This is a genomic window from Streptomyces sp. 8L, from assembly GCF_020176795.1.
Taxonomy (GTDB): domain Bacteria; phylum Actinomycetota; class Actinomycetes; order Streptomycetales; family Streptomycetaceae; genus Streptomyces.
The window spans coordinates 1-6,076 of the sequence record NZ_JAIUKE010000591.1 but is presented as its reverse complement, the minus strand read 5'-3'; the positions used below and the strand labels follow the sequence as shown (position 1 = coordinate 6,076).

The following is a 6,076-nucleotide window of genomic DNA, read 5'->3' as shown; positions in this document are numbered from 1 at the left end:
CCCCCCCCGCGGGGGGGGGCGGCGCCCCCCCCCGCCCCCCCCCCCCCCCCCCCCCCCCCCCCCGCCCCCCGGGGGCGGCCCCCCCCCGGGGGCCCCCCCCCCCCCCCCCCCCCCCCCCCCCCCACGGCTGGTGCCGGGCGGCGGCGGAGCCTGGGCGCGACATGACAGGTGTCGGCCCCGCCGCCGCCCGGGGTCTTGGAAAGGGCGGCTCGTGCGGGCGAGCGGGGTCAGACCTGCCCGCCGGAGAGCCGCTCGACGGAGCGGAGCAGCGCCGAGTGGTCGAGGCCGCCGTCACCCTGCGCGCGAAGCGACGCGACGAGTTGGGCCACCACGGCGCCGACCGGCAGGGCGGCGCCGACGTTCCTGGCCGCGTCGGTGACGATGCCCATGTCCTTGTGGTGCAGGTCGATCCGGAAGCCGGGCTTGAAGTCCCGCTTCAGGAAGTTGTCCTTCTTGCGGCTCAGCACGGTCGATCCGGCGAGTCCGCCGCCCAGCACGTCGAGCGCGGCGCCCAGGTCGACGCCGGACTTCTCCAGGAACACCACGGCCTCGGCGCAGGCCTGGATGTTGACGGCGACGATCAGCTGGTTGGCGGCCTTCACGGTCTGCCCCGCGCCGTGCGGGCCGCAGAGCACGATCGTCTTGCCGAGGGCCTCGAACAGCGGCTTCGCCGCGTCGAAGTCGGCACGCTCACCGCCCACCATGATGGACAGCACGGCCTCGACCGCGCCCGCCTCACCGCCGGAGACGGGCGCGTCCAGGACGCGGATGCCCTTCTCGGCCCCGGCCTTCGCGAGGTCGACCGACGTCTGCGGGGTGATCGACGACATGTCGATCAGCAGAGAGCCGGGCCTGGCGTGCGCGAGTATCCCGTCGGGCCCGTACGCGACGGCCTCGACCTGCGGCGACGCGGGGACCATCGTCACGATGACGTCCGCGTCCGCCACCGCCTCGGCGATCGAGCCGGCGGCGGTGCCGCCCGCGGCGGCGAGGCGGTCGAGCTTGGCCCGCTCCAGGGTGTGACCGGTCACGGAGTAACCGGCCTTGATCAGGTTCTCGGACATGGGGGAGCCCATGATGCCGAGGCCGATCCACGCGATCTTGGGAAGGTCGGTCATGACGAAGCCTTTCGACACGCTCGGGGTGGCGCTGGCGCACACGCGGGATGGGAAGGGGAAGCGGGAACAGAGGTGGGGGAGCGGGGTCAGCGGCCGAGCCAGCCGAAGGCCTCCGCGCTCGGCCGGTCGCCGGGCTTGTACTCCAGGCCGATCCAGCCGTCGTAGCCGGCCTTGCGCAGGCGGCCGACGAGGTCGTCCAGCGGGAGCGTGCCGGTGCCGGGGGCGCCCCGGCCGGGGTTGTCGGCGATCTGGACGTGCCCGGTCTTGTCCGCGTAGCGGTCGATGACCCCCGGCAAGTCCTCCCCGTTCATCGACAGGTGGTAGAGGTCCAGCAGGAACGCGGCGTTGCCCAGCCCGGTCTCCTCGTTGACCCGGTCCACGACGGCGATCGCCGCGGGTGCGCTGACCAGCGGATAGCGCGGCGACTCCGGTTCGCCCAGCGTCTCGATCAGGAGCGTCGCGCCGACGCCGTGCGCGGCCCGCGCGGCGAGCACCAGGTTCTCCAGGGCGAGGGCGTCCTGCACGGCGGGGTCGACGCCGTCGACGCGGTTGCCGTACAGGGCGTTGAGCGCCGTGCAGCCGACGGAGGCGGCGAAGCCGGCGGCGACGTCGATGTTCGCGCGGAACCTGTCCGACTCGTGGCCGGGCACGGAGAGCGCGCCGCGGTCGGGTCCCGGCAGCTGTCCCGCGTAGAAGTTGAGCCCGACGAGCCGGGTGCCTGCGTCGGCGAGCGCGCGGCGCAGGGCGTCGAGTTCCCGCTGCGGAGGCGTGGCGGTATCGGTCCACGGCCACCACAGTTCGACGGCGTCGAACCCCGCCGCCGCGGCAGCGGCGGGCCGCTCCAGCAGGGGGAGTTCGGTGAAGAGGATCGACAGGTTCACGTCGTAGCGCTCGGTGTCGCGGGCCATGGTCTCCAGCGTCCGTCCGGTGATGTGTGTTTATGATTTCCGTATAGTGGAATCTAGTTTCTGCTTACTGGAAGATTGCCCGGAGGGTGGCCGGTGTGTCAAGGGGGTCGCCCCAGCCGGGGGCCGAGCACGCGGAGGGATGCGACGGGTATTCCGTTCCCTGTGTCATCGCTTCCTTACGTACTCTTCACTGCCGCTTTGCATACCGATAAGATCGGCTCGCTCGGGCGACCGAAGACCGAACGTGTGAAGCGTCGTGTGAGCCGTGCGCACCCGGCGGAGTCGGACCGTGCGCCGTCGTCTTCGCCCGCAACTCCAGGGAACTCCGTGAAGCGCATACTGATCAGGTCCGGGAAGAGTCCGTTCCACCCCGCCACCGCGGCGGAGTTCCTCCATCGGGACCTGATCGGGACGAACACCGGCAACCTGCTCTTCAGCGACTCGGCGCACAAGATGCTGAGCCTGCCCGGCACCGAGGTGGTCTCGAACGGGATAAGCACCGATCCCTCGCCGCGCCGGGCGGCCGAGATCAACGAGGAGTACGACGTCTTCGTGGTCCCTCTCGCCAACGCCTTCCGCCCGTCCTTCCAGGCGTCGCTCGACCGGCTGTCGGCGCTGATCGAGCAACTCACCATCCCTGTGGTGGTGTTCGGCGTGGGCGCGCAGGCACCCGCGGACTACGACACCGCGTGGCTCAAGCCCATGGAGCCCTCGGTCAGACGCTTCGCCGCCGCCGTCCTCGACCGCTCCGCCTCCCTCGGCGTACGCGGTGAACTGACCGCCGGCTACCTCGAAGGACTCGGCTTCGGCGACGTCGACATCATCGGCTGCCCGTCGATGTTCCTGTACGGCGGGGCGTTCCCCGACATCCGCACCGCGGAGCTGACCGCGGACTCCCGCATCGCCCTGAACCTCTCCCCGGACGCGATCCCCGTCGGAGACGTCTCCGGCATGGCCGGATACGCCCGGGAGCACTATCCGCACCTCATGTACTACGCGCAGAACACCGCCGACGGAGAACTCCTGCTGTGGGGCGACACGACCCCGGAGTCGGGGCACAGGGACGCCTTCCCGCGTCAGCTCAGCCACACGCTGCTGCGCGAGAACAGGGTACGCATGCCTCTCGACCCCACGACCTGGATCAACGAGCTCCGCTCCTACGACTTCGCGTACGGAACGCGCATCCACGGCAACGTGGCCGCCCTGCTCGCGGGCACGCCCAGCGTCGTCCTCACCCACGACTCGCGCACCCTGGAGCTGTGCCGGTACTTCGACATCCCCCACCGCTCCCTCGTGGGACTGCCCGCCGGCACCGACCCGCGCGACCTCTACGAGGGCGCCGACTTCAGCGCGCTCGCCAAGGGACACAGCGCCCGGTTCGAGCGCGTCGTGGCCTTCCTCGACCGCAACGGCCTGCGGAACACGTACACGCACGGCGACGGCGGCGCCGCCTTCGACGCACGGCTCGCCACGCTCGATCCGCCGGACTCGCTGCCCGTCTGGGACGGCTCCGACGACGGCATGATGCGCTATCGCGTCAGCAGCCTGCGGGAGCGGGCGGCGGCGGCCGACACCGCGGCCGGGGAACGCTCGCGCAAACACGCCAAGGAGACCGAGCAGTTGCGCCGCCGACTGGCGGAGGCCGAGAAGCGCGCGAGCGAGGCCGCGAAGCAACTCGACGCCGTCCACAAGCGGTTGAGCGCCGTGGAGCGGCGCGTCGGCGGCGTCGAGAAGCGCGCCCTGGTCCGCCTCGGGCCCGCCCTGCGCCGCCGCGCCCGGAAGATCACCGGCTCGGGCGGCTGAGCGGTACACGAGCGCAGGACCCGTATCCGGCATCGCGGGAGGTCCCGGGGGAAGACGCCTGTCAGGCGGCGGGACACGTACCGGACGGCCCCGCCCACGGTCTTGGGAGAGCCAGATGCTCGACATCACACGGGAACGCTCCTTCTCGCGCACCTACCGCGTCGCGCTGGACGGCTCGCCGGTCGCGGAGTGGTCCCCGCGTACCTGGAGGTCCGGCGGGCGTATCGAGCTGGCCGGAGAGACGCTCGAGCTGCGGTCCACCGACTGGGGGCGGACGTTCGAGATGCTGGCGGGGGACGAGGTCCGGGCGCGGGCCCGCCGCTCGGCGAGGCGGTGGCACGTCGAGGGGGAGGGCGTCACGTACGAGCTCTCGCGCCCGTCGCTGATGCGCGGACGGCGGGAGGTGCTGCGCGGGGGCCGCAGCCTCGGCGAGTTCCGGCGTGCCCGGATGGGCAGCGGCCTGACCGCGGATCTGACGGACGTGCCCCCCACGCTCCAGGTCTTCATGGGCCTGGTGGTGCTCACGCTGTGGCAGCGGCGGGACACCGCCGCGGTCGCCGCGGCGTCCAGCGGCTGAACCGGTCCCGGGGTGCAGTGGCTGAACCGGTCCAGGGTCCGGTGGCTGAACCGGTCCTGGCGTCCAGTGGCTGAACCGGTCCCGGCGTCCCGGCCCCGCCTCCTCGGTGTGCCCGTCAGCGCAGCCCGACGCGGGCCGCCGCCGCCGACCAGGCCCGCTCCGTGCCCGACGGTTCGTACGTGCGCAGCGGCTGGCTGTCCGCCACCAGCTCCCGCATCGCGCGGACATCCGCGACCAGCCCGTGTGCCCGGGCCTGGACGAGCACGTTGCCCAGCGCGGTCGCCTCGGCAGGGCCCGCCACCACCGGCAGGCCCGTCGCGTCCGCCGTCAGCCGGCACAGCAGCTCGTTGCGGCTGCCACCGCCCACCAGGTGCACCACCCGTACCTCACGGTCCGCCAGCTCGGCCGCCGTCCGCAGGGCCGAGCGATGCGCGAGCGCCAGGGATTCCACGATGCAGCGCACCACCGCGCCCTGACCACGCGGCGGGCGCTGCCCGGTCCTCGCGCAGTACGCCGCGATCCGCTCCGGCATGTCGCCCGGCGGCAGGAACGACGGGTCGTCGGGGTCCACCAGCGCCGCGAACGGCTCGGCCGCCGCGGCCTCTTCCAGCAGCGGTCCCAGCTCGGCCGGCAGCCCCAGGGCCCGCCAGGTCCGCAGCGTCTCGGTGAGCAGCCACAGCCCCATGATGTTGCGCAGGAAGCGGATCGTCCCGTCGACGCCCCGCTCGTTGGTGAAGTTCGCGGCCCTCGCCTCCTCGCCGGTCACCGGCGCCGGCAGTTCGAGCCCGGCCAGCGACCAGGTGCCGCAGGAGATGTAGGCGAAGCGGTCGTCCAGAGCGGGCACGGCGACCACCGCCGACGCCGTGTCGTGCGACGCCACCGCCGTGACCGGGGTGCCCCCCGGCAGCCCGGTCGCGGCGGCGACCGCCGGCCGCAGCGCACCGGCGGGATCGCCGGGGAAGCGCAGCGGCGGCAACAGGGCGCGGGGAATCCCGAGCCGGTCGAGCACCTGGTGCGACCAGCGGGCCTCGCGCGCGTCGAAGAGCCCCGTCGTGGACGCGTTCGTCGCCTCCGCGCCGACGCTCCCCGTCAGCCAGTACGTCAGCAGGTCCGGGATGAGCAGCAGCGTCCGCGCGAGACCGCGCTGCGGTGTGTCCGCCTCGGCGGCCAGCTGGAAGACCGTGTTGAACGGGAGGTGCTGGAGCCCCGTGACCGCGTACAGCTCCTTCGCGGGCAGGACCGGCTCAAGCCGCTGGGCGACCCCCTCCGTCCGGCTGTCGCGGTAGTGGTACGGGGAGCCGAGCAGCCGCCCCGACGCGTCGAGCAGCCCGTAGTCCACCGCCCAGCTGTCGATGCCGATCGAGGCGATGTCACGGCCGCGCCCGGCCAGCCTGAGCCCGTCGAGCAGGTCCCCGTACAGGCCGAGCACGTCCCACCGCAGCCCGTCGGGGAGTTCGACGGGGCGGTTCGCGAACCGGTGGACCTCCGTCAGCCGCAGCCTTCCCGCACCCGCCTGTCCCACCATCACCCGCCCGCTCGACGCTCCCAGGTCGACGGCGGCGAAGGAGGGGCGGGCGGTCGGCATGGCGTCTCTCCGGATCGGCGGGGTGCGGTGCGGTACGGCACGGTGCGGTGAGGCCGTACGGGCGCGAGCGGCGCGCGGGTACGGC

5 protein-coding genes are annotated in these 6,076 nt (G+C 73.2%); 2 read left to right on the top strand and 3 right to left on the bottom strand.

All coding sequences use genetic code 11. The annotated features are described in order from the left end of the window. Nucleotides 1-227 precede the first annotated feature (227 nt). Nucleotides 228-1,118, bottom strand: a complete 891-nt coding sequence (locus tag LCE31_RS35135) for a 2-hydroxy-3-oxopropionate reductase (protein ID WP_225021805.1) — start codon at nucleotides 1,116-1,118, stop codon at nucleotides 228-230. 86 nt (nucleotides 1,119-1,204) lie between these two features. Then, complete coding sequence (locus LCE31_RS35130) at nucleotides 1,205-2,026, bottom strand: TIM barrel protein (RefSeq protein WP_225021803.1); 822 nt, start codon at nucleotides 2,024-2,026, stop codon at nucleotides 1,205-1,207. Between the two features lie 327 nt (nucleotides 2,027-2,353). Between LCE31_RS35130 and LCE31_RS35125 the strand changes: the two genes are divergently transcribed. Continuing rightward, nucleotides 2,354-3,829: a polysaccharide pyruvyl transferase family protein gene (locus LCE31_RS35125; protein WP_225021801.1), complete on the top strand. Its 1,476-nt coding sequence runs from the start codon at nucleotides 2,354-2,356 to the stop codon at nucleotides 3,827-3,829. Between the two features lie 115 nt (nucleotides 3,830-3,944). Next, nucleotides 3,945-4,406 (top strand): hypothetical protein, encoded by a 462-nt coding sequence (locus LCE31_RS35120; RefSeq protein WP_225021799.1) that lies wholly within the window; start codon nucleotides 3,945-3,947, stop codon nucleotides 4,404-4,406. A gap of 115 nt (nucleotides 4,407-4,521) precedes the next feature. On the opposite strand, the gene LCE31_RS35115 is transcribed toward LCE31_RS35120, so the two are convergent. Beyond that, nucleotides 4,522-5,991 (bottom strand): rhamnulokinase, encoded by a 1,470-nt coding sequence (locus tag LCE31_RS35115; RefSeq protein WP_225021807.1) that lies wholly within the window; start codon nucleotides 5,989-5,991, stop codon nucleotides 4,522-4,524. Nucleotides 5,992-6,076: the final 85 nt, after the last annotated feature.